Source organism: Thiopseudomonas acetoxidans (assembly GCF_030362935.1).
Classification (GTDB): Bacteria; Pseudomonadota; Gammaproteobacteria; order Pseudomonadales; family Pseudomonadaceae; genus Thiopseudomonas; species Thiopseudomonas acetoxidans.
This window is the reverse complement of record NZ_JAUCDY010000003.1, coordinates 25,329-45,405: the sequence shown is the minus strand read 5'-3', so window position 1 is coordinate 45,405 and position 20,077 is coordinate 25,329. Positions and strand designations below refer to the sequence as shown.

Below are 20,077 nucleotides of genomic sequence, written 5' to 3'. Positions count from 1 at the left end.
GGGTCAGTCCTTATCCAAATCACGCCAAGCTTTGCCGTAACCGGCCAAAAACTCTTCCGGCATGCGCTTTGGGCGACCGGTGGTGAGCTGCACACAAACAAAAGTCGTGCGGGCGCGCAGCAAAGTAGCACCATCGGCAGGACGAATCAGTTGAAACAGGCGATCCATTTTCAGGCGATTGTCGGGTGTAACAATCCAAGTACCCATGCACAGTTCTTCACCCAAATACGCGCTGGCGAGGTAATCAATTTCATGGCGCACTATTGCCATGCCACGGTCCAATTCTTGGTAGCGTTTGACATCCAAGCCCAAGCTTTGTGAGTGCTGCCACGCGCAATCTTCCATCCACTGTACATAGACAGCGTTATTGACGTGGTTTAGCTCGTCGATTTGTTCAGCACTTGCTTGAAACTTGCTTTGAAATGGCGCAGGCCAATCCCATTCTAAACACATACCAAACTCCTCGCTAACTCCTGCGCCTGTTGCGCCAAGGCGGTTATTTGCCGCCAATCATTAGCCCGCACCAAAGCATCCGGTGCCAACCAGCTGCCGCCACAGCAAATCACATTGGGTAGCTTAAGAAAGCTCAACAGGTTATCGAGCTGAATACCGCCTGTAGGACAAAATTTGATATCGGTAAAGGGGCCTTTAAAGCTGTCCAGTAACTTTAGGCTACCTTCAAGACTGGCAGGAAATAGCTTTAGCGTACGATAGCCATGCTCCATGGCGTGCAACACCTCAGAAGGCGTCATTACGGCGGGCAAATAGGGTAATGCGCTGGCTTGTGCAGCGTCAGCCAATTGCGGCGTAAACCCTGGGCTTACGGCAAATTGCGCGCCTGCTTGCTTGGCCTGTTCAAACTGCTCTGCTTGCACCACAGTCCCCACCCCCACTAGAAGCTCTGGCAGTTGTTGACGCAAAGTCGTGACCACCTCAAGCGCTTGCGGTGTTCTTAAGGTGATTTCTAAGACCTGCACACCTCCCTGATGTAGCGCTTGCGCCAACGCAATCGCTGTATCGGGCTGGTTAACCACTAAGACCGGTAATACGGGATAAGCCTTAGCGAGTATCTGCTCTATGCTGTGCATCAATTATTCCTTAACCACAGTATGGGACAGTGGCAGCAACCCCCTGCTTAGGGCTGCTTTTTACGCAAGGGTGCATGACCGTCATCGCTAAACACGGCCGGTTTGCTGGGTGCGCTGCGGGGTCTATTGGGTTTTTTCGCTGCCTTTTTCTTAGCTCCGCCTTTAGCCGTATTTTTTTTCTTTTTCACGCCAACGGCTTTACCCGAGCTTTTTACTTTTTTCGGACCGTGATAACCGCCCTTCAAGCCCGGCAGTACGCGCTTTTCGAACTCTTGCTTAAGGTAGCGCTGAACACTGGACATCAAATTCCAGTCCAAATGTTCAATCAGTGAAATCGCTAAACCTTCATTACCACTACGCCCCGTACGGCCAATACGGTGTACGTACTCGTCACCGGAACGCGGCATATCAAAGTTAATTACCAGATCAACTCCTTCAATATCCAATCCGCGCGCTGCTACATCTGTAGCTAACAGTACCCGCTCACTGCCCTGACTAAAACGCAGTAACGTTTGTTTTCTTTCTTGCTGATCCTTTTCACCATGCAAAACAAACACACGAAAATCTTGAGCGCGCAGGCGGCCATACAGCTTATCTGCAGCGATGCGTGTATTGGTAAAAACTATGGCTTTGCGATAGGTTTCATTGGCCAGCAACCAAGCTAACAGCTGCTCTTTGTGTGCAAAGCTTTCTGCTGTGATGAATTCCTGCCGTGTAGATTCGCTTAGTTGTGAAACTGGATTGAGCATTAAATGCACAGGCTCATGCAATAGGCTCTGGGTAATTTCACGCAGTACACGTCCTCCGGTGGTGGCAGAAAACAACAGCGTTTGTTCACGCAGTTCACAGGCTTTGATGATGGACTGCATCGCATCCGCAAAGCCCAAGTCCAGCATGCGATCTGCTTCATCCAGCACCAACCAACGCACTTCTTTAGCAGGAAAACTGGCGGCTTCAATATGCTCTAGCAAGCGTCCCGGAGTGGCCACGATAATTTCTGGTACACGACGCAACTCGGCGGCTTGCTCTCTAAAACCTTCACCGCCAATGAGCATGGTGGCTTTGATAAAGGTGAAACGTGCAAAACGCTCGATTTCATCGGTAATTTGTCGCGCCAACTCGCGCGTAGGTACAATAATCAGTGCACGGGTTGCGTGGGCGCTTTCTTCTTGGTTTAGCAGGTGATGTAATATCGGCAACACAAAGGCGGCTGTTTTGCCACTACCGGTCTGCGCTGTTACACGCAAATCGCGGCCTTGCAGAGCAACCGGTATGGCTTGTTTTTGCACCTCTGTTGGCTCACTAAACTCCAACTCAGCCAGCGCTTTTAATAGACGCTCGTGTAACCATAACTCTGCAAACATTGGCAACCCTAAAACATAATTAATCGAACACGGAATCTTACATGAAATTGCTGGTGCTGTATGAGATTGACGAAGATTTAATTAGCTTCGCTTAGCCGCCGCAGACAGCATATAAGCAGAAACCGGCGCACTAATGACCAAAAATAACGTTACCAACAATTCGTGCACCAACAATCCGCCATGGGCGAAACTAAAATAAATCATGGATGCGATAAGGATCCCACCCACACCCAGAGTGGTGGCTTTGGCGGGACCGTGCAAGCGCATGTAAAAGTCTTTAAAGCGAAACAAACCAATCGAGCCAACCAATGCAAAAAAGCTGCCGACCATTAGAAAGAAACACACCACTAGCTCAACAAAAAAATTCATGACTCACCCTAATCAATCACATCACCGCGCAGAATGTATTTACTGATCACCACCGTGCTGAAGAAGCCAAACAGCGCGATTAACAAAGCGACCTCGAAAAACAATCGGCTATCCAGCGCCATCCCAAATAAAATCAAAATAGCTAAACCGTTGATATACAGCGTATCCACCGCCAAAGCCCGGTCAACAATGGCGGGACCTCTGATTAAGCGTACAAGGTTTAACACAAACGCCACGCCCATCATCAGCATGCTGATCCAGATAACCACGCCTATCATATAAACACCTGCTGCAAGAGTACTTCGTAGCGCTGCCGAATACCGGCACGCAATGCGTCGACATCGGTGCAGTGCAGTGCATGCACTTCAATTCGCTTGGTTTCCCTGTTGTAACAGGTCGACACCGAGCCCGGCGCCAGCGAAATGGCGCTCATCAACATAAAAATCGCCAGATCATTATTAAGTTCAGTGTAAAACTCAACAAATTTAGGCTCTAGCTTAGCCTGTGGTCCCAAAGCTAAACGTGCCACTTCTATATTGCCCAAAACAATATCGATCAATGCACGCCAAAAAAAAATTACCAAGGCCGACCAGCTTCGTATTTTTGGTCCGGGCAGCCACCAGTTTTGCATTAGTCGAGGAATCGCCAACGCCAAAATCGCACCAAACACCCATTGACCGGGCGAGGTGAAACTGTCCACCAACAATAGCCACGCTAGCAATAACAGCGCGCTGAGCATGGGTTGCTTAAACCAATCCCCCATTGCCTATTCTCCTGCTAACTGCTGTAAATACAGCTCGGACTGCAATAACTGTTGCGCGCTAGCCTGACAAAAAGCCAGTGCAGGCTCAGCAAAAATCACTAGCAACACGCCACTACCGATAAGTGCCACGGCACTGACAAAAGCAGGCGTGCTAAAACGCGCATGCTCATCAATTGCGCCTGTGTGCTGCCAAAACAAAACACTACCAGCGCGGCTGAGGGCGAGTAAAACCACCAAGCTCGCTAGTAATACCGTTACCCAAAGAAAGCCCTGCTGCATGCCCTGCGCTGCTTGCAATAAACTGAGTTTGCCGACAAAGCCAGAAAACGGCGGCAAACCTGCAGTGGCCACAGCACCCACAAAAAACAAAGCACCCATTCGAGCTGGAGTTAATAGCGGCGCGCCTGTGCGAAAAATCCCCTTGAGCTTGCCGCGTTGTTTAGCGATCAAGTCTGCCAACAAAAACAGGCCAGCAATGCCCCAGGTGCTGTGTAATAAGTAATACAAACTGGCAGTAAGCGCCGCCTCAGAACCCATGCTAATACCTGCCAGCAACGTACCTACGGATACTAGAACCAAATACGCCAGCATGCTGTGCAGCGTTCCCGCAGCAAAAGCGCCTAATGCGCCCAACATCATGGTCAACAGCGCAATTACAAACAGCACATCCAAACCAAAACCTGCTGCAGCGCCTGTTTGTCCCCCGAACACCAAGGTCGTCATGCGTAAAATCGCATACAGTCCCACCTTAGTCATAATGGCAAACAAAGCCGCCACCGGTGCTGTAGCGCTGGCATAGGCGCGCGGTAACCAAAAGTGTAGCGGTAAGAAAGCAGCCTTTAAGCCAAACACCAGTAATAACACCCAGCCTGCAGCCTGCAATAAATATCGCTCGTCGCCCTGCGCTTGCGCCACAAAGCGTGCCAAATCCGCCATGTTAAGCGTACCAGCCACGCCATAAAACAATCCCGCGCCGAGCAGAAACAAACTCGAACCCACTAGGTTTAAAATTACATAATGCACCGCAGAGCGGAGTCGTTCAGCACCCAAGCCATGCAGTAGCAAAGCATAAGAGGCTATCAGTAAAATCTCAAAGCAGACAAATAGGTTAAACAGGTCACCCGTTAAAAAAGCACCGTTAATGCCAGCCAATTGAAACTGAAACAACGCATGAAAATTGCGCCCGCGTTGGTCATCCCCAGCTAGCGCATAAAAATTCACCCACAGCGCCAACATCGCAGTGGTGGCTAAGAGCAAAGCACTCAGGCGGTCCAGCACCAAAACAATACCAAAAGGTGCATGCCAGTTACCCATGCTATACACCTGAATACCACCCTGCTCGGCCATGCTCAACAGCAGCAAAGCCACCACGAGCAATGCCAAGCTAGCAGCAAGGCTAATGTTGCGCTGCAGACTGATGCGCTCGTCTTTTACCCAGCTTAATAATGCGCCAATCAACAAAGGCAAAATAAAAGGCACAACAATTAAATGACTCACGGTGCCTCCTGTTTATTTTTCTCAGAACCATCCACATGGTCCGTACCCAAAATCACATAGGCGCGCAGGGATAAAATCAGTAAAAACGCCGTCATCGCAAATCCGATCACAATGGCGGTTAACACCAAGGCTTGCGGAACAGGATCGGTATAACTAGCCGAGGTGCCAATCACTGCAGGCTGGCCTGTTTTTAAACGGCCCATGGAAAACAGAAAGATATTAATGGCGTACGACAACAGCGTAAGGCCCAAGGCTACGGGAAAGGTGCGCGCACGCAAAATCAAATACACGCCGCAAAACACTAGGCCGCCAATGGCGCAAGCAATCCATAGCTCCATTATTTGCCCTCCGGTAACTTAACATAGTGGCCTAGACGACCCAGACTACTCAGAATTAACAACGTACCGCCCACCACGGTTAAATACACACCCAGGTCAAACACCATGGCAGAAGCCAACTCCATTTCACCCAACCAAGGAATAGTCACACTGCCGTGGGCCGAGGTGAGGTACGGCTTGCCAAAAAACCAGCTGGCCAACCCGGTAAAGCCCGCCAATAACACTCCAGCTGAAGCCATCACACGGTAATTAAACTTGATGCGTCGCTCAACCCATGCCTGTCCAGAGCTTACCTGCAGTAACACTAGCGCAACTGAGGTAATCAAACCGGCAATAAAACCACCACCCGGCTCATTATGACCGCGCAAAAACATAAACACGGAAACCAATAACGCTAAAGGGAGCAAGAGTCGGGTTAGAATTTTCAGCATCAGGTAATGGCTGTGTGCTGCCCAAAATTTTCCATGATGATCCGTACGTCTGTGCGGCAGTCGTAAGCCATGTAACAACGCCATGACGGCCATTGCCGTAATGGCCAAGACGCTAATTTCGCCCAGAGTATCAAAGCCCCTAAAGTCGACCAAAATCACATTGACCACGTTTGTGCCACCGCCACCACTGACGCTGTTAGCTAAGTAGTAATCAGCAATGCTGCTAAAGGGGCGCGTGAGCACGGCATAGGTCAACACCGCCACCAAACCACCACTAACCAAGGCTATACAAAAATCCCTTAAGCGTCGCAGACTACTACTTTCTATCGGTGATTTTTCCGGAATAAAATTCAGCACCAGCAGCATTAATAAAATGGTCACTACTTCCACCACTAACTGCGTTAATGCCAAGTCCGGAGCAGAAAAGCGTGCAAACAACATCGCAGTAACCAGCCCCACCACGCTTAAGGTGGTTAGTGAGATCAGGCGTTGGCGGTGATACATAACAGTTAGCAGCGCCGTCAGCACCATGGCCGCCAGACCAATTAGGGTGAGCGGGTCCACCGGTGACAAGGGCTCATCACCACTGAGGCGCGTCATGGGCAACAGCTTCCACAGCACTACAGCACACACGCTTAGCAAAACAATGGCTATAAATCGCTGCAATGAAGCAGCTTGCACGCGTGCCACAATCTGTGAGGATTGCGCCGTTGAGCGCTGTAAAAAATACTTGAAGGTGTCCAATGCGTTTAAGCTGGGAAGTCCGTCATACCATGCATAGAGCGGTCGTCTAAACAGGTAAATCAAAATCCCACCCAACATCGCAGCCGTGCTCATCAGTAGCGGCGTATTTAAGCCATGCCAAATCGTGAGGCTATATTCAGGCGGTGCGTGACCCAAACTGGCTTGCGCGGCACTGGCTAGCAAACCCGACACGCTATAGGCCGGCAACATGCCCACTAACAAGCATAAGAACACCAGTATTTCGACCGGTGTTTTCATATAGCGCGGCGGTTCATGTGGTGGAAACTTCGGCAAATTAATGGGCTCACCGTTAAAGAACACATCATGAATAAAACGCAGTGAATAAGCGACCGAAAACACAGCAGCTGCTGTTGCCAAGGCAGGAATCAACCAACTAAAACTACCCAAGAGTTGCTGGTGTAGGGTTTCGGCAAAAAACATTTCTTTACTCAAAAAACCATTCAGCAAAGGCACACCCGCCATCGCTGAAGACGCCACCATCGCCAGCAGCGCGGTATGGGGCATGTATTTCCACAGCCCATTAATACGCCGCATATCACGAGTGCCAGTTTCATGATCAATAATTCCTGCCGCCATAAACAAAGAGGCTTTAAAGGTGGCATGGTTAATAATGTGGAAAATAGCCGCCACGGGCGCTAAGTCAGATCCGATACCAAACAGCATGGTAATCAGACCCAAATGACTGACAGTGGAATACGCCAGTAACCCTTTAAGGTCGTGTTGGAACAGCGCCGTAATCGCACCAATTAACAATGTCACCAGTCCAGTAAAGGTAACCAGATAGAACCACCAATCCGTTCCAGCAAGCGCTGGGTATAAACGCGCCAGCAAAAACACCCCGGCCTTCACCATGGTCGCTGAGTGCAAGTACGCAGATACCGGGGTCGGTGCCGACATGGCATGGGGTAACCAAAAGTGAAAAGGAAATTGGGCGGACTTAGTGAATGCGCCGATCAGCACCAAAATCAAGGTAATGGGATAGAGTTTATGTGCAAGAATCAGCTCTTTGGCTGCAATGACGTCGGCCAACTCATAACTGCCCACTATATTACCGAGCAGCAGAATACCGGCTAACAACGCCAGCCCACCACCACCGGTAACCGCCAGCGCCATGCGCGCACCAGCACGAGCTTCTGCACGCTGACTCCAAAAACCAATTAGTAAAAATGAAGAAAGACTGGTCAGCTCCCAAAACATCAGCATCAGCAACAGGTTACTCGACAGCACCACACCCAGCATGGCGCCCATAAACAGTAACAGGCTTGCAAAGAATTTGGCGACTCTTTCCTGCTCCGCCATGTAATAGCGTGCATAGATAATGACCAGCAGGCCTATGCCGAGAATTAAGAGAGAAAAAAGAAAACTTAAGCCATCTAAGCAAAAATTAAGATTAAGTCCCAAGCTTGGCAGCCAAGCCTGTTGCGCACAAATAGCCTCACCACCCAAAATTTCACGCGCTTTGCTGCCTAACAAAAGCAAGCCTAATACTGGAGCAACACTGGATAGCGCCACGATTAATCGACGCGGACGGTTAGCCAAAAAAAGTACCAACAAGGCACAGAAAAATGGCAATAACAGTAAAGCAACCAACATGCTTGAATCCCCAGTTCTTGTTATTACGCTTTATGCAGGACGAAACCATACCAAGCGTGCGCATACGCTAAAATTATTTTATACGATAACCTTAACTGTCTATTCAAGAAAACCCGCATTAAAATTCAAAATGTTACAAAACTCCAGCGGCATACCTAAACATTACTAAGATATACAGCTGGAGTGTTTATTTGTCGTGGAACCTTTGTAAGGTGTTACAGGTTACTAGCGGCTTACTCGGTAGGTGCCTTTTACATTAGTGATACGTACACGGTCACCCACATGGAAGGTTTCATTGGGGTTTAATGCCTGCACATAGGCGCGCATCACACCATCATCTTCACGCACTGTGATTTCAACACCCTGTGTACGTGTTAGCCCTTCTTCAGTGGCCGCACCGATCATTCCCCCTGCTACTGCACCGATAACCGCTGCCACAGCACTACCACGACCGCCACCAACACCACTGCCGGCAATACCACCTATTACCGCACCTGTACCGGCTCCAATCGGCGTTTTTGTACCTTCAATTTTAACGGGACGCAGAGATTCAATTGTTCCCATACGTACAGTCTGCACTTGGCGCGCTTCATCACGCGAGTAACTTTCCCCGCTGAGCTTACTAGCACACCCGGAGACCAGCGCCGTGCTGGTCAAAAGGATTGCGATTAGACTTGTTTTAAGCATATTCTATTTCTCCTTTGCTCGATTTATTATCAAACAAGTTATGACCCCGTGAGTCTTAAGACTTCCAAATCAGGTAAGAGTTTTATATGGATTATTTTATTGTTGCAGTGGTAAGCATTTCTGGATTTTATTTTCACTGGTGGCTTTACGTGCGCATTAAGCGCTGGGTTAACCGTGACCTTGCCTTATCAATGGCTGAAAAAGACAAAGCTAAACAGGCCTATATGCTAGAGCAACTGGCGCAAGCACAGCAGCTGAAAATCCCAAAACGTGAACTAGCAACATGGTTACAAGCCGCCGCAGACCGCTACACAACCAACTAAAGCGTCTCATCGCCCAACGCTTAAGGTGCTAAGCGTTGGCGCAACCAGTCATTTGTACTCTGCTTTAGGTAAAACAAACGGTCGTGCAAGCGATCCGGTCGCCCCTGCCAAAACTCAATGCTGTTTGCCACCAGTTTATAACCGCCCCAGTACGGTGGTCGCGGTGGATCTTGTTGAAAACGTGACTGGGCTTGGACAACCCGCTCTTCCAGCTCTGCTCTGTCACGCAGTGGTCTACTTTGTGGCGAGGCCCACGCACCAATGCGACTTCCTAAAGGACGAATTTGAAAGTACTCATCCGACTCCTGCTCGCTTACTTTTTCAAGCCGACCTTCAATACGCACTTGGCGCTCAAGTACAGGCCAAAAAAACATCATCGCTGCCTTGGGGTTTTTCTCAATCTCCAAGCCTTTATTGCTTTGATAATTGGTATAAAAAACAAAACCCGACTCATCAAAGTCTTTAAGTAGCAGCACGCGACAGTGTGGCTGCCCCTGCGCATCAGCGGTTGCCAGCGTCATGGCATTAGGCTCTGTGGGTGCCAGCTCGGTAGCTACAGCCTGTTCCAACCATAAATCAAACAACGCAAAAGGATCAGCGGGGGCATGTTGTTCGAGTAAACCCTCTTTAATATAGTTTCTGCGCATGTGCGCCAGTTCTTCATGGTTCATGACGTGCTGCTCTGTTGGAATGTATTTTTGGCTATTGAATTATTCGTGCGCTAAAAATATTGGGGTTTCGCGGAAATGTGCGGCAAAGGTCGGCAACTCGTTGACAGGAACGATAAGAATACTGGCGGCCAGCTCTGGGCCCGCTTGTGGTGATGCTCCCACGCCAAAAGCTTGCATACGTACCGTTGAAATCTTATTTAAACGCAAAATGCTGGCCAAGGATTTAGCGCGCGCATGACTAATCTCTTGCTGCTTGATTGAGTTTTTTTGTTCTGCCGACATGCCCAACACCAAAATAGAGAGCTCTTGATCCGCGGCTAAGTGTCGCCCTAGTTGACCCACCTTACTTAAAGCCGATGGCAGTAACAGCTCTGGACGTTCAGGTTTAAAGGTGCCCGCGGCATACACTTTAATTAACAACGCATCCTCTAGCTCGTGCAACTCAAAGGTGGTTCCCGCCACGGCTTCTTGCAATACAGGTAAGCGTGATAAATTCCACTTCGCCGCTTTTTTATCAGCTGCAAGCACTGCGCTAGCAAACATTAAGCTTAAGGACAGGGTTAGGAAAACCCATAATTTTCTCATTTTGCCACCCGCTTCTTCACAAAAATAAAGGCGTACTTTACACCAAAAAACCTTAAGTAGAGCGCTGAAAATCAAACGCATCGCCAAACTGTGCTTGCTTAAGCATTGCCTGTGCACCAAACAACAGTAACAACCCTGCAGCTATAGGCCTATTTGTATCAAATTGCTTTTCTAATTGACTATTTTAGTGTTAGCGTTAAAGTATTGTACGTACTTATAAAGCGCCTTAAGGTTTGTAATTTCTGGAAAATTACCTACACCTACGATTAGTTTCACTGCAAGATGCGCCCGGTTTTATTATCATTTCATTAAACTTATTACACTGATTGGTTGATATATGAGCACTGCAAGAAAAATTGCCAACACTAGCCGTACTGCTGACAAGTTTGTTGTTCGCTTGCCTTCAGGCATGCGCAATCGTATCGCTGAGGTAGCACGCAACAATCACCGCAGTATGAACTCAGAAATAATAGCGCGCATAGAGCAGAGCCTTAACCAGGAAGATGGAGTTAACTTAGAACAAGGCTTACGCATAGATAGCCCTGAACTCAGCATTCATGAGCGTGAGTTGCTGCAACACTTTCGCTTTTTAGCTCAACGTCAGCAAAACGCTCTGCTGGCATTGATTACACATGATATTGATACCCAGAACGAAGACTAGTTCTTCTCTGCAATAAAAAACGCCACTTAAATGTGGCGTTTTTTTATATGTGCATCGTTTTACATGCATCACTTACGCTATCGCATTACCTGGATACCAAGCATCCAATAACGGACTAACGGTGCAAGAGCTATGCTCTTTACGTGCTTTAAGCCAGCCTTCAACAGCAGCGCGCTGCTCTTCGCTGACCGAGCCACGCTTTGCCAAGCACACCAATGAGTACTCTGGACCGCCAATCAGCGCCAAACCATTTGCTTCTATGGCTTGCACAATAAAGTCAGAAAAGAACGCTTCAACGGTCTCATCTGTAGTGTCTTCTGGGTACTCAAGCTGCACTTCAAAGCCTAATTCTTGGAACTCATCAACACAAAGTTTTTTACGTAAACGACGGGAACGATTTTTAGCCATAGTAGGTCTCCTATTTGTGCGCGTATCTTAACAGAGTTGTTCTTACAAAAAGCCATACGCGAAAAAATTTACTGCTTCATCAACCGCCTATTACTTGATAAAGTGCGTAACAATAAGCGTCTCACCCTCCCTTAGGCAGTAGTAGTTAAAATGTTACGTAAAATACTCAGCTTCACCCTTGCACTTACTTTCTCCACATTCCACCTTCAAGCACATTCTGCACACCCCAATTTAACCGACGTGCAAAAAATCTTACAAAAAAACCAGTTGCCTACACATGCGCTTGCCTTGGTTACATTGCCGTTAAACAAAAACTCAACCAGCAAAGGAACCTTCTATAACGCAAACACCAGCGTTAATCCTGCATCCGTTATTAAGCTGGTGACTACTTATGCTGCATTGGAAAACTTAGGCCCGGCCTTTACCTGGCGCACCGATTTGCTCACCGATGGAAAAATCGAGGGTAATAAACTCAATGGCAACCTGTATTTCCGTAGTGGTGGCGACCCTAAGTTAACGATAGAACGTCTCTGGTTGCTGCTGCGCAACCTAAAACTACAGGGCATCAGCCACATCAATGGCGACCTAGTTTTAGACGGTTCTTTTTATCAAATCGAAAGCTTTAAAGCTTTTGATGGCGAGAAAGGCGATCTGTATCGACCTTTTATGGTGGATGGCAGCAGCTTATTGGTTAACTTTAACGCGCAACGCTTCATTGTGACCGGTAGCCTAACCGGCGCTACAGTAACCAGCGATCCCTTTATCCCCGATGTGATGGTGGACAATCAGGTGCGGGTCATACCACCACAAAACTGTAACGCACACACCAAAGTATATTTCCACCCATTGCAAACTGATGAGAGGCACACACTGAGAGTGACGGGTTCTATTCCGGAAGGTTGCTCAACGCAAAAGTATTTTGCTTTTATGGAGCATGAGCGTTACGCCGCTGGAATCATTCGCAGTACTTGGGAAGATATGGGCGGAACAATTTCCGGCAAAACTGTTTTCGCAGTCACGCCTCGTTCTGCCAGTCGTTTAAGCTCATTACCTTCGATTTCAGTTGCCGAAGCCATTCGTGATGTAAACAAATTCAGCAACAACGCTATGGCCAAGCAACTTTTTTTAACTATCGGCGCTAACAACCGGCTTGCCACGGACACAGATGATGCTGAAGCAGCTAAACGCGTAGTTATTGAATGGTGGAAAAGCAAAGGCATCCAGCGTCCTAGCCTGATTATTGAAAACGGCTCAGGTCTATCACGTTCGGAAAGGTTAAGCGCTTACGAGCTGGCATTGATGCTTAAAGATGCGGCCAGCAGTCCTTATGCGGCTGAGTTTCAGGCCTCATTACCTCTAGTAGCTATTGACGGCACTATGAGCAGACGCTTGCGTAGAAGCCCCATAGCCGGCCAAGCACGCATCAAAACTGGGACTTTAAGAAACGTTCGCGCCATTGCTGGCTACAGTAATGATAAAGACGGTGAACCTTGGGTGATAGTGGCTATCCTTAACCACCCCGTCAATATTCACAACGGTATTTTAGATTCGCTATTGAACTCTCTGCACCTACAAACGCCAATACGCTAACAGCCTCTAGAATACAGGCTCATCCCGTCCTTCCAGCATGGTTCGGCGCAGCAGCACGTACAGTGCACCTGTACCACCATGCTTAGGCAAGCAAGAGCTAAAGGCGAGTACTCTGTCGTGTTGGCGCAACCAGGTGTTGGCATGACTTTTCAGAATAGGCTTGCGCCCATCAGGGCGATTGGATTTACCATGGGTAACACGCACACAGCGCACTTCTAGGCGTACGGCTTCGGCTAAAAACTCCCACAACTCAGAACGCGCTTCCTCTACGCTCATACCGTGCAGGTCGATGCTGCCATCAAAAGGGATTTGCCCTGCTTTTAAACGGCGTAATTGGCTGTCTTGCACACCATTACTTTGCCACAGCAAAAAATCCTCAGGACCCACATCTAGGACAAACTGATCCGATAGCCCGTCCACTTTAAGCTCTGTTACAGTCTCTACCGCATTCGCCCGCCGGCCAGAAAGCAGTTTAGAGTTCGTTCGTTTCTTTCCAGTATCCGCCTGATCGACATGAATACGTCGAACACCCTGCATTTGCTGGGCAAATATGGCGAAGTCGTCATCGGTTGTCATGGCTATCTCATCACACGAATAAAAACGCCCCACTAACAAAGAGTGAGGCGTTTTGTGTTACGAAGTAATGTCAAAAATTACATTTTAGCAATCATTGCATCACCAAACTCTGAGCAGGACAGCAGCTTAGCATCGTCCATCAGACGCTCAAAGTCATAGGTTACGGTCTTGTCAGAGATCGCGCCATTGATACCATCAATGATTAAATCAGCTGCTTCAGTCCAACCCATGTGGCGTAACATCATTTCTGCAGAAAGAATCAGTGAACCTGGGTTCACTTTGTCCTGACCTGCGTACTTAGGTGCTGTACCGTGAGTCGCTTCGAACATAGCAACGCTGTCAGATAGGTTCGCACCGGGTGCGATACCAATACCACCAACCTGCGCCGCAAGTGCGTCAGAAATGTAGTCACCGTTTAGGTTCAAGGTTGCAATAACGTCGTACTCTGCTGGACGCAGAACGATTTGCTGCAGCATGGCGTCAGCAATAGCATCTTTAACAACGATATTTGTGCCTGTGTTAGGATTCTTGAACTGCATCCAAGGACCGCCATCCAATAACTCTGCACCAAACTCATCACGTGCAACTTCGTAGCCCCAATCTTTGAAAGCACCTTCGGTGAATTTCATGATGTTGCCTTTGTGCACGATGGTTACGGATTCGCGGTTGTTATCTACTGCGTACTGCAACGCCTTACGTACTAAACGCTTGGTACCCTGCTCAGAAACTGGCTTGATACCGATACCGCAGTTTTCAGTGAAGCGAATTTTAGTTGCGCCCATTTCTTCGGTTAAGAACTTGATAACTTTATCGGCTTCTGGTGTACCTGCTTGCCACTCAACACCGGCGTAAATATCTTCTGAGTTCTCACGGAAGATAACCATATCTGTGTCTTGCGGGCGCTTAACAGGGCTTGGTACGCCTTCGAACCAGCGTACTGGACGCAAGCACACATAAAGATCAAGCTGTTGACGCAGAGCTACGTTCAAGGAACGAATGCCACCACCCACTGGAGTGGTTAATGGACCCTTAATAGAAACAACGTAGTCACGTACAGCTTCTAGGGTTTCTTCTGGTAACCAGGTTTCAGAATCATAAACCTGAGTGGCTTTTTCGCCAGCATACACTTCCATCCAGGAAATTTTACGCTGACCGCCATATGCTTTCTCAACCGCTGCATCAACCACTTTGATCATTACTGGGCTGATATCAGTACCAATACCATCACCCTCGATGTAAGGAATGATTGGGTTATTTGGAACGGTTAAGGACATGTCGGCATTAACGGTGATTTTGTCACCAGCTGGCACTTGGATCTTTTGGTATCCCATGCTGAACTCCATTGGTTAAGGTGATCGTACAATAAATCTGCCACGCGTGTGGCATGGCAGCAATAAAGCTAATTAATTAGGTAAAACGATGGAACCAAGAATTTACCTATGTATTAAATACGTATTTGTAACGGATGAATGTTAACACATATACAACTATTGTTGCGCGCTTCACAATACCCATTAGCACGATGTAGTCAAACTAAAAAGGCACTACATGGCTTTAACTGTAAATTACAGCTGTCTACTGCGCCTAATTGCATTAAACGGAGAAACACTATGTCTTTCGCTCCACATATAACGGTAGCGACTATAGTCGAACAGCATGGACGCTTTCTTTTTGTCAAAGAGTTCGCAAAAAACACCAAGGTATTAAACCAACCTGCCGGTCACTTAGAAATGGACGAAAGTCTAAATCAAGCGGCAATTCGTGAAACTTTAGAAGAAACCGCCTGGCTTGTAGAACTCACTGCACTGGTAGGGATTTATCTATACCAAGCACCTAATGGCGTGACTTACCAGAGAATTTGTTTTGCCGCCAAGCCCATCATGCACCAGCCAGAACGCGCATTGGACGCGGGAATTATTGAAGCGCTGTGGTTATCGCATGCCCAGCTACTTGAACGACAAGAACAATGCCGCAGCCCTTTAGTGTTACAAAGCCTTAACGATTATTTAGCGGGCTCTGTGTATCCACTGAGCGTTATGAAGGGAGTCTTTTAAAACAGCTCGGATTGATCGCTGCCACCATCCGGCAGCTGTTTTTGCTCGAGTAGTAACGCATTGCGCGCCGCCATAACCCGAGCCTTACGTTGTTGACACAAGCGCACTACGTCTCGCTTTTGGTTTGCATCGTACTGCAACCAAAACTGGCGCTCATCTCGGGAACGAAAGCAGCCCTTGCAATAGCCTCTGTTATTCACTTCACAGACACCAATACATGGGCTTGGGATTTCAAAAAACTCTAACTGTTCCATCACCGATTACGCCTAACAAATAGGTTTTGTTGTGGTCAACATACTACGCTTTTTTAGTCTGTTGCTTGCTCAAGCATACTTAACCCGTTGCTTTTTGTGTACGCGTCTTTGCTTCGCCCCTGACTTTTTACTGGGTATAATGCTTAAGCCTCGCCAATATTGGCTTAGCCGACAGTCAAGGTTTAGTTCACAAATTTACTAGTTGATAGCAGGCGCTTATTCCCTTATATTGCGTGAAAATTATCTCCCAAACACAGCATATTGTGTTTCGCGCCACTCCACTGTTCGCGCATCTTTTACGCATAAAACCCTAAAGGACACTGATTATGACCGATTTTAACGCCATCCAGGTAACCAAACGCGATGGCCGTAAAGAGCCAATAAACCTAGATAAAATTCACCGCGTCCTCGATTGGGCAGCGATGGGTTTAGATAACGTATCTGTTTCTCAGGTTGAGCTTAAATCACACATTCAGTTCTATGATGGCATTCATACAAAAGACATTCACGAAACAATTATCAAGGCTGCCGCTGATCTTATTTCTGCCGAAACACCCGATTATCAATATATGGCTGCCAGTTTAGCCATTTTCCATCTACGCAAAGTCGCCTATGGTGAGTTTGAGCCGCCGCACTTATTTGACCACGTAACCAAGCTCACCGCAGAGCAGCGCTACGATGAACATATTTTGCAGGATTACAGCAGGGAAGAGTTCGACAGACTCAACGATGCAATCGACCACGCGCGTGACATGAACTTCTCCTATGCAGCGGTCAAGCAGTTGGAAGGCAAATATTTGGTGCAAAACCGCGTCACCGGTGAAGTTTACGAAAGCCCACAAATGCTCTACATGCTCATCGGTATGTGTTTGTTTTCTAACTACCCAAAAGACACGCGCTTGGAATATGTGGTGCGTTTTTACGATGCCATTTCCCAGTTTAAAATTTCGCTGCCCACGCCCATTATGGCGGGTGTACGCACACCTTCGCGCCAGTTTAGCTCTTGCGTACTGATTGAATGTGGCGACAGCCTCGACTCCATCAGCACTACCACTGCCGCCATTGTTAAATACGTCTCGCTGCGTGCCGGTATTGGGATTAACGCCGGACGCATTCGCGCACTAGGCAGCCCAATCCGTGGTGGTGAAGCCCAACACACCGGTTGTATTCCTTTCTTTAAGCTATTCCAAGCTGCGGTTAAATCTTGCTCGCAGGGCGGTGTTCGCGGCGGTGCTGCTACATTGTTTTACCCCATGTGGCACCTTGAAGTGGAATCTTTGTTAGTTCTGAAAAACAACCGCGGTGTAGAAGAAAACCGCGTACGTCACATGGACTACGGTGTACAAATCAACAAGCTGATGTACCAACGCTTGATTAAAAGTGAAAACATCACCCTCTTCTCCCCGCACGATGTTCCGGGCTTATATGAGGCATTTTTCGCTGATCAGGATGAGTTTGAGCGCCTGTATTTGCAGTACGAGTCAGACCTTAGCATCCGCAAACGCAGCATTCCTGCCGTTGAGCTGTTCTCACTCATGATGCAAGAACGTGCCAACACCGGTCGTATCTACATCCAAAACGTAGACCACTGTAATACGCACAGCCCCTTCGATCCCAGCGTTGCACCCATACGTCAGTCTAACCTGTGCCTTGAAATTGCATTGCCTACTAGCCCGCTGGAAAACATCAATGACACGGACAAGGAAATTGCGCTGTGCACCCTTTCTGCCTTTAACCTTGGCGCTATCAATAGCCTGGAAGAATTGGAAGAGCTGGCAGACCTAGCGGTACGTGCTTTGGATTCTTTGCTGGATTACCAAGACTACCCAATCGAAGCGGCACGCAATGCCTCTATGAAACGCCGCACGCTGGGCATAGGTGTAATTAACTATGCTTACTACTTGGCAAAAAATGGTGTGCGCTATTCCGACGGTTCTGCCAACGCATTGACGCACCGCACTTTTGAAGCTATCCAGTACTACTTACTCAAAGCATCTAACAATCTGGCTAAAGACTTTGGCGCCTGCCCTGCTTTTGATGAAACCACTTACTCACAGGGTATTTTGCCTATCGATACCTATAAAAAAGATATTGATAACATCTGCCAAGAACCGCTGCATTTTGACTGGGAAACCCTGCGCCAAGATATTAAAGCCCACGGTTTGCGTAACTCAACCCTGTCATCATTGATGCCTTCTGAAACCTCCAGTCAGATCTCTAACGCCACCAACGGTATCGAACCACCGCGTGGATTGGTAAGTGTGAAGCAGTCTAAAGATGGCATTCTCAAGCAAGTGGTGCCTGAGTACGAGCGCCTAAAAGACAATTACGAGCTGTTATGGAACATGCCCAATAACGAAGGTTACTTACACCTTGTTGGTATTATGCAAAAGTTTGTTGATCAGGCGATTTCCGCCAACACCAACTATGATCCACAACGCTTTGAAGGCGGTCGTGTGCCAATGCGCCAGCTACTCAAAGACTTGTTAACCGCCTACAAATTTGGTTTAAAAACCCTCTATTACCAAAACACCCGTGATGGAGCAGAAGATTCTCAAGCAGATATGGATGACGGCTGTGCCGGCGGCGCCTGCAAAATTTAATCGGAGAGCAGAGTATGAAATACAGTATTTTTTGTCAGACAGATAACGATCAACTAAAAGAGCCTATGTTTTTCGGCCAACCGGTCAACGTTGCGCGTTACGATCAGCAGAAATATCCTATTTTTGAAAAGCTTATCGAAAAACAACTGTCTTTTTTCTGGCGTCCGGAAGAGGTTGATGTATCACAAGACCGTGCCCATTACCAAAGCCTGCCGGATCATGAAAAACATATATTTATCAGCAACCTGAAGTATCAAACTCTACTGGACTCTATCCAAGGTCGCAGTCCCAACGTGGCGTTTTTACCGCTGGTGTCCATTCCAGAACTAGAAACCTGGATTGAAACCTGGTCATTCTCAGAGACCATTCATTCTCGCTCCTACACGCACATTATTCGCAATATTGTGAATGACCCTAGCGTCGTCTTTGATGACATTATGCGTAACGATCACATTATTGAGCGCGCCACTGACATCTCTAAATACTATGACGATCTCATCCAATACAGCATGCTGTATTTAAAATACGGCGTAGGCAAGCACGTGGTGAATGGCAAAACAGAGACCGTTGAGTTGTTCGAACTCAAGCGCAAACTCTATCTGTGCATGATGAGTGTAAATATCCTTGAAGCCATTCGCTTCTATGTCAGTTTTGCCTGCTCCTTTGCCTTTGCCGAGCGCAGGCTGATGGAAGGTAATGCGAAAATCATTCGCCTGATTGCCCGTGATGAAGCCCTGCACCTAACCGGCACCCAGCACATTCTTAATATCATGCAAAACGGTCAGGATGATCCAGAGATGGCTGAAGTTGCTAAGTCCTGTTATCAAGAGTCCGTGGATATGTTTAAACATGCCGCACAGCAGGAAAAAGAATGGGCTAAATACCTGTTTAAAGACGGCTCCATGATTGGTCTTAACTTAGATATTCTCAGCCAGTATGTTGAATACATTACTAACCTGCGGATGGCTGCGGTCGGTTTAGAACCTGCTTTTGCTGGCGCCAAGCAAAACCCAATTCCTTGGATTAACGCCTGGCTTGTATCAGATAACGTGCAAGTAGCTCCGCAAGAAGTGGAAGTAAGTTCTTATCTAGTTGGGCAAATCGACTCTTCCGTTTCTGTCGATGATCTAGGTGAGTTTGAGCTATAAATTCCGTTATGCAAGTTATCACCGAAGATCTGATTTTTGAGCTAAAAGAAAACGAAAGTCTGCTCGATGGTCTGCAACGCACTGGGCACCACATCGAATACCAATGTCGTAGTGGTTACTGTGGTGCCTGCCGCATTCCATTAACCGCAGGCAGTGTCAGTTACGATAAACCTCCTTTGGCCTACGTGCGCAGCAGCGAAATATTGCCCTGCTGCTGCCGTGTTGAAGAGCCGCTCAGAGTTAAAGTTCATTTACTAAGTAAGCTGCAAGGCTAACATCTAGCAGGCCAAAACCTGCTAGAATGCGCTT

General features: G+C 47.8%; 23 protein-coding genes. 7 read left to right on the top strand and 16 right to left on the bottom strand.

The features are described 5' to 3' along the window. Positions 1-3: 3 nt before the first annotated feature. The 10 genes from QEZ41_RS03490 to QEZ41_RS03445 all read right to left on the bottom strand — a co-directional run bounded on the left by QEZ41_RS03490 (position 4) and on the right by QEZ41_RS03445 (position 8,895). Positions 4-453: an acyl-CoA thioesterase gene (locus tag QEZ41_RS03490; protein WP_289410001.1), complete on the bottom strand. Its 450-nt coding sequence runs from the start codon at positions 451-453 to the stop codon at positions 4-6. Further along, positions 444-1,088 (bottom strand): bifunctional 4-hydroxy-2-oxoglutarate aldolase/2-dehydro-3-deoxy-phosphogluconate aldolase, encoded by a 645-nt coding sequence (gene eda, locus QEZ41_RS03485; protein ID WP_434556786.1) that lies wholly within the window; start codon positions 1,086-1,088, stop codon positions 444-446. Before eda ends, QEZ41_RS03490 begins: the two co-directional genes overlap by 10 nt. 47 nt (positions 1,089-1,135) lie before the next feature. Beyond that, positions 1,136-2,452, bottom strand: a complete 1,317-nt coding sequence (locus tag QEZ41_RS03480; RefSeq protein WP_289409999.1) for a DEAD/DEAH box helicase — start codon at positions 2,450-2,452, stop codon at positions 1,136-1,138. A gap of 81 nt (positions 2,453-2,533) precedes the next feature. Continuing rightward, entirely contained in the window at positions 2,534-2,821 is a 288-nt protein-coding gene (locus QEZ41_RS03475) for a Na+/H+ antiporter subunit G (protein ID WP_289409998.1), read from the bottom strand. Between the two features lie 8 nt (positions 2,822-2,829). Further along, positions 2,830-3,099, bottom strand: coding sequence for a K+/H+ antiporter subunit F (locus QEZ41_RS03470; protein ID WP_289409997.1), 270 nt, complete (start codon positions 3,097-3,099; stop codon positions 2,830-2,832). Continuing rightward, positions 3,096-3,584, bottom strand: a complete 489-nt coding sequence (locus QEZ41_RS03465) for a Na+/H+ antiporter subunit E (protein WP_289409996.1) — start codon at positions 3,582-3,584, stop codon at positions 3,096-3,098. The genes QEZ41_RS03470 and QEZ41_RS03465 overlap by 4 nt, the downstream gene beginning before the upstream one ends. Positions 3,585-3,587: 3 nt before the next feature. After that, complete coding sequence (locus tag QEZ41_RS03460; protein WP_289409995.1) at positions 3,588-5,081, bottom strand: monovalent cation/H+ antiporter subunit D; 1,494 nt, start codon at positions 5,079-5,081, stop codon at positions 3,588-3,590. After that, entirely contained in the window at positions 5,078-5,419 is a 342-nt protein-coding gene (locus QEZ41_RS03455) for a Na+/H+ antiporter subunit C (protein ID WP_289409994.1), read from the bottom strand. Before QEZ41_RS03455 ends, QEZ41_RS03460 begins: the two co-directional genes overlap by 4 nt. After that, positions 5,419-8,208 (bottom strand): monovalent cation/H+ antiporter subunit A, encoded by a 2,790-nt coding sequence (locus tag QEZ41_RS03450; protein WP_289409993.1) that lies wholly within the window; start codon positions 8,206-8,208, stop codon positions 5,419-5,421. The genes QEZ41_RS03455 and QEZ41_RS03450 overlap by 1 nt, the downstream gene beginning before the upstream one ends. 225 nt (positions 8,209-8,433) lie before the next feature. Next, a complete protein-coding gene (locus QEZ41_RS03445) occupies positions 8,434-8,895 on the bottom strand; it encodes an outer membrane lipoprotein (RefSeq protein ID WP_289409992.1) in 462 nt (153 codons plus the stop codon). Between the two features lie 86 nt (positions 8,896-8,981). Between QEZ41_RS03445 and QEZ41_RS03440 the strand changes: the two genes are divergently transcribed. Continuing rightward, positions 8,982-9,218 carry a hypothetical protein gene (locus QEZ41_RS03440; protein WP_289409991.1) on the top strand — a complete coding sequence of 79 codons (237 nt, stop codon included), beginning with the start codon at positions 8,982-8,984 and terminating at the stop codon, positions 9,216-9,218. A gap of 20 nt (positions 9,219-9,238) precedes the next feature. On the opposite strand, the gene pdxH is transcribed toward QEZ41_RS03440, so the two are convergent. Further along, the gene (gene pdxH, locus QEZ41_RS03435; RefSeq protein ID WP_289409990.1) at positions 9,239-9,889 is read right to left on the bottom strand and encodes a pyridoxamine 5'-phosphate oxidase; all 651 of its coding nucleotides are present in this window, start codon (positions 9,887-9,889) and stop codon (positions 9,239-9,241) included. A 39-nt stretch (positions 9,890-9,928) separates the two neighbouring features. Next, entirely contained in the window at positions 9,929-10,474 is a 546-nt protein-coding gene (locus QEZ41_RS03430; protein ID WP_289409989.1) for a hypothetical protein, read from the bottom strand. Between the two features lie 337 nt (positions 10,475-10,811). On the opposite strand from QEZ41_RS03430, the gene QEZ41_RS03425 reads away from it, so the two are divergent. After that, a complete protein-coding gene (locus QEZ41_RS03425) occupies positions 10,812-11,135 on the top strand; it encodes an Arc family DNA-binding protein (protein WP_289409988.1) in 324 nt (107 codons plus the stop codon). Between the two features lie 72 nt (positions 11,136-11,207). On the opposite strand, the gene QEZ41_RS03420 is transcribed toward QEZ41_RS03425, so the two are convergent. Continuing rightward, positions 11,208-11,543, bottom strand: coding sequence for a YggL 50S ribosome-binding family protein (locus tag QEZ41_RS03420; RefSeq protein ID WP_289409987.1), 336 nt, complete (start codon positions 11,541-11,543; stop codon positions 11,208-11,210). 150 nt (positions 11,544-11,693) lie between these two features. Here QEZ41_RS03420 and dacB point away from each other — a divergent pair, with 150 nt between their 5' ends. After that, complete coding sequence (gene dacB, locus QEZ41_RS03415) at positions 11,694-13,133, top strand: D-alanyl-D-alanine carboxypeptidase/D-alanyl-D-alanine endopeptidase (protein WP_289409986.1); 1,440 nt, start codon at positions 11,694-11,696, stop codon at positions 13,131-13,133. Positions 13,134-13,139: 6 nt separating this feature from the next. Here the strand turns inward: dacB and QEZ41_RS03410 are convergent, their stop codons facing one another. Together QEZ41_RS03410 and icd are read right to left on the bottom strand one after the other, a co-directional pair. After that, a complete protein-coding gene (locus tag QEZ41_RS03410) occupies positions 13,140-13,709 on the bottom strand; it encodes a Smr/MutS family protein (RefSeq protein WP_289409985.1) in 570 nt (189 codons plus the stop codon). A gap of 77 nt (positions 13,710-13,786) precedes the next feature. Beyond that, entirely contained in the window at positions 13,787-15,040 is a 1,254-nt protein-coding gene (icd, locus tag QEZ41_RS03405; RefSeq protein ID WP_289409984.1) for an NADP-dependent isocitrate dehydrogenase, read from the bottom strand. Positions 15,041-15,319: 279 nt separating this feature from the next. On the opposite strand from icd, the gene QEZ41_RS03400 reads away from it, so the two are divergent. After that, entirely contained in the window at positions 15,320-15,763 is a 444-nt protein-coding gene (locus QEZ41_RS03400) for an NUDIX hydrolase (protein ID WP_289409983.1), read from the top strand. On the opposite strand, the gene QEZ41_RS03395 is transcribed toward QEZ41_RS03400, so the two are convergent. Next, positions 15,760-16,017 (bottom strand): DUF1289 domain-containing protein, encoded by a 258-nt coding sequence (locus QEZ41_RS03395; RefSeq protein ID WP_353061886.1) that lies wholly within the window; start codon positions 16,015-16,017, stop codon positions 15,760-15,762. The two genes, QEZ41_RS03400 and QEZ41_RS03395, sit on opposite strands and share 4 nt — an antisense overlap. 326 nt (positions 16,018-16,343) lie before the next feature. Here QEZ41_RS03395 and nrdA point away from each other — a divergent pair, with 326 nt between their 5' ends. From nrdA to yfaE, 3 genes are read left to right on the top strand one after another with little or no spacing between them, the layout of a single operon-like run. Next, entirely contained in the window at positions 16,344-18,620 is a 2,277-nt protein-coding gene (nrdA, locus tag QEZ41_RS03390; RefSeq protein ID WP_289409982.1) for a class 1a ribonucleoside-diphosphate reductase subunit alpha, read from the top strand. Between the two features lie 14 nt (positions 18,621-18,634). Continuing rightward, positions 18,635-19,768: a class Ia ribonucleoside-diphosphate reductase subunit beta gene (nrdB, locus tag QEZ41_RS03385; protein ID WP_289409981.1), complete on the top strand. Its 1,134-nt coding sequence runs from the start codon at positions 18,635-18,637 to the stop codon at positions 19,766-19,768. Between the two features lie 8 nt (positions 19,769-19,776). After that, positions 19,777-20,043 (top strand): class I ribonucleotide reductase maintenance protein YfaE, encoded by a 267-nt coding sequence (gene yfaE, locus QEZ41_RS03380; protein WP_289409980.1) that lies wholly within the window; start codon positions 19,777-19,779, stop codon positions 20,041-20,043. Positions 20,044-20,077 lie beyond the last annotated feature (34 nt).

Coding starts and splice junctions, on each gene's coding strand:
- QEZ41_RS03490 (WP_289410001.1), bottom strand. CDS start 453: ATGTGTTTAGAATGGGATTGGCCTGCGCCATTTCAAAGCAAGTTTCAA.
- eda (WP_434556786.1), bottom strand. CDS start 1,088: ATGCACAGCATAGAGCAGATACTCGCTAAGGCTTATCCCGTATTACCG.
- QEZ41_RS03480 (WP_289409999.1), bottom strand. CDS start 2,452: ATGTTTGCAGAGTTATGGTTACACGAGCGTCTATTAAAAGCGCTGGCT.
- QEZ41_RS03475 (WP_289409998.1), bottom strand. CDS start 2,821: ATGAATTTTTTTGTTGAGCTAGTGGTGTGTTTCTTTCTAATGGTCGGC.
- QEZ41_RS03470 (WP_289409997.1), bottom strand. CDS start 3,099: ATGATAGGCGTGGTTATCTGGATCAGCATGCTGATGATGGGCGTGGCG.
- QEZ41_RS03465 (WP_289409996.1), bottom strand. CDS start 3,584: ATGGGGGATTGGTTTAAGCAACCCATGCTCAGCGCGCTGTTATTGCTA.
- QEZ41_RS03455 (WP_289409994.1), bottom strand. CDS start 5,419: ATGGAGCTATGGATTGCTTGCGCCATTGGCGGCCTAGTGTTTTGCGGC.
- QEZ41_RS03450 (WP_289409993.1), bottom strand. CDS start 8,208: ATGTTGGTTGCTTTACTGTTATTGCCATTTTTCTGTGCCTTGTTGGTA.
- QEZ41_RS03445 (WP_289409992.1), bottom strand. CDS start 8,895: ATGCTTAAAACAAGTCTAATCGCAATCCTTTTGACCAGCACGGCGCTG.
- QEZ41_RS03440 (WP_289409991.1), top strand. CDS start 8,982: ATGGATTATTTTATTGTTGCAGTGGTAAGCATTTCTGGATTTTATTTT.
- pdxH (WP_289409990.1), bottom strand. CDS start 9,889: ATGAACCATGAAGAACTGGCGCACATGCGCAGAAACTATATTAAAGAG.
- QEZ41_RS03430 (WP_289409989.1), bottom strand. CDS start 10,474: ATGAGAAAATTATGGGTTTTCCTAACCCTGTCCTTAAGCTTAATGTTT.
- QEZ41_RS03425 (WP_289409988.1), top strand. CDS start 10,812: ATGAGCACTGCAAGAAAAATTGCCAACACTAGCCGTACTGCTGACAAG.
- QEZ41_RS03420 (WP_289409987.1), bottom strand. CDS start 11,543: ATGGCTAAAAATCGTTCCCGTCGTTTACGTAAAAAACTTTGTGTTGAT.
- dacB (WP_289409986.1), top strand. CDS start 11,694: ATGTTACGTAAAATACTCAGCTTCACCCTTGCACTTACTTTCTCCACA.
- QEZ41_RS03410 (WP_289409985.1), bottom strand. CDS start 13,709: ATGACAACCGATGACGACTTCGCCATATTTGCCCAGCAAATGCAGGGT.
- icd (WP_289409984.1), bottom strand. CDS start 15,040: ATGGGATACCAAAAGATCCAAGTGCCAGCTGGTGACAAAATCACCGTT.
- QEZ41_RS03400 (WP_289409983.1), top strand. CDS start 15,320: ATGTCTTTCGCTCCACATATAACGGTAGCGACTATAGTCGAACAGCAT.
- QEZ41_RS03395 (WP_353061886.1), bottom strand. CDS start 16,017: ATGGAACAGTTAGAGTTTTTTGAAATCCCAAGCCCATGTATTGGTGTC.
- nrdA (WP_289409982.1), top strand. CDS start 16,344: ATGACCGATTTTAACGCCATCCAGGTAACCAAACGCGATGGCCGTAAA.
- nrdB (WP_289409981.1), top strand. CDS start 18,635: ATGAAATACAGTATTTTTTGTCAGACAGATAACGATCAACTAAAAGAG.
- yfaE (WP_289409980.1), top strand. CDS start 19,777: ATGCAAGTTATCACCGAAGATCTGATTTTTGAGCTAAAAGAAAACGAA.